1 protein-coding gene and 1 tRNA gene are annotated in these 1,765 nt (G+C 68.7%); one reads left to right on the top strand and one right to left on the bottom strand.

Going from position 1 to position 1,765, the window contains the following annotated elements; all coding sequences use genetic code 11:
• Positions 1 to 44 precede the first annotated feature (44 nt).
• Positions 45 to 1,253, bottom strand: coding sequence for a pyridoxal phosphate-dependent aminotransferase (locus DD1DGNOD_RS23120; protein ID WP_131768549.1), 1,209 nt, complete (start codon positions 1,251 to 1,253; stop codon positions 45 to 47).
• Positions 1,254 to 1,643: 390 nt separating this feature from the next.
• Between DD1DGNOD_RS23120 and DD1DGNOD_RS23115 the strand changes: the two genes are divergently transcribed.
• Positions 1,644 to 1,716: transfer RNA gene (locus tag DD1DGNOD_RS23115), tRNA-Trp, on the top strand.
• The last annotated feature ends 49 nt before the right edge of the window (positions 1,717 to 1,765 follow it).

The raw sequence follows: 1,765 nt of genomic DNA, 5'->3' as shown, positions 1-1,765 counted from the left end.
GGGCACACCGTCGACTGGTTGGCGGGTACCTGCCTGCGCGCTGGTCAGTGCGCCTCGGCCAGCAGGTCGGACAGGCGCTGTACGCCCGTGACCAGGTCCTCGTCGCCGAGTGCATAGGACAGGCGGGCGTAACCCGGAGTCCCGAACGCCTCACCCGGCACGATTGCCACACCTGCCTCCTCAAGGATGAGCGTGGCCAGCTCGGCCGAGGTGGCCGGGGTCTTTCCCCGCAGCGTGCGCCCGAGGACGCCAGCCACCGACGCGTAACAGTAGAACGCCCCGTCGGGCAGCGGGCACACCACCCCGGGCGTGTTGGAGAGCATCCGGTGCATGGTCAGCCGTCGCCGGTCAAAGGCGTAGCGCATCTGCACGACGGCATCCAGCGGCCCGGTCACGGCCGCCAGCGCCGCGGCCTGCGCGACGTTGGAGACGTTCGACGTGGCGTGGGACTGCAGGTTGGTGGCGGCCTTCACCACGTCCGCCGGACCGATCAGCCAGCCGACCCGCCAGCCGGTCATGGCGTAGGTCTTGGCCACTCCGTTGACCACGATGCAGCGGTCGGCGATCTCCGGTACCTCGACCGGCAGGGAGGCGAACCGGGCGTCGCCGTACACCAGATGCTCGTAGATCTCGTCGGCGATCACCCAGAGGCCGGCCTCGGCCGCCCAACGCCCGATCGCCCGGACCTCCTCGGGGGTGTGGACCGCCCCGGTGGGGTTGGACGGGGAACAGAACAGCAGCACCTTCGTACGGGGCGTGCGGGCCGCTTCCAGCTGCTCGACTGTGACTCGGTAACCCTGCTCAGGGGTGGTGACGACGTCCACCGGGACACCGCCGGCCAGACGGATCGACTCCGGGTACGTCGTCCAGTAGGGAGCAGGCAGCAGCACCTCGTCACCGGGGTCGAGCAGGGTGGCGAATGCCTGGTAGACCGCCTGCTTACCGCCGTTAGTAATGATCACTGCGCTGGCGGGGACGTCGAGCCCGGAATCGCGGCGGGTCTTGTCCGCCACCGCCTCCCGGAGCTCGGGCAGGCCGGCGGCGGGTGTGTATCGGTGCATCTTCGGGTCGCTGCAGGCCTTCTCGGCGGCTGCAACGACGTGGTCGGGCGTGGGGAAGTCCGGTTCGCCGGCACCAAAGCCGATCACGTCCCGGCCGGCTGCACGCAGCGCCTTCGCGGTCGCGTCCACGGCAAGCGTCGCCGAAGGGGCGATGCTGCCGACGCGGTGAGAGATCCGGGTCATGACCGTCATGCTGCCACGTGTCAGGGGTTGCCCGCCCGATCATTGCCGGGGCCGTTCGGATTCCGCAGGACACCACAAGGGTCGGTGTACGGGTGGTCCGGCAGCGGTTTCGGCCGGTATCTGGCCCATCCGCTGGAAGACCTTCGGCGCCTGCCATCCGGCGGGCGCCGGTTCCGGCTCGATGCTGGACGCCGAATCCCGACCTCTGGGATCGCCCGCGCGGCAGGCGTTGGGCGATCGGGGCCGGGATCCGGGGTGAGGGAGCCAGCGTAGGAGTATGGTGGATGCGCTTGGGCTGTCGTCCCGGTATGTAGTGCTGCTGATGGTCACCAAGATTGATCTTTTTAACGGATTCGATCTTGTTCGGCGGCTGCTGCTCCGGTGACAGCCGTGGCGCAAAGGGGCGTGGCTCAATTGGTAGAGCACCGGTCTCCAAAACCGGCGGTTGCAGGTTCGAGTCCTGTCGCCCCTGCGATACCCGACGACCAGGTAGGTGGAGTGAGTGGCGACCGACACACGTG

The sequence above is a fragment of the Candidatus Protofrankia californiensis genome (assembly GCF_900634765.1).
Lineage (GTDB): Bacteria > Actinomycetota > Actinomycetes > Frankiales > Frankiaceae > Protofrankia > Protofrankia californiensis.
This window is presented reverse-complemented; position numbering and strand designations above follow the sequence as displayed.

What these genes read in the sequence shown, in the direction of transcription:
- DD1DGNOD_RS23120 (WP_131768549.1), bottom strand. Translation starts at nt 1,253, where the DNA reads ATGACGGTCATGACCCGGATCTCTCACCGCGTCGGCAGCATCGCCCCT.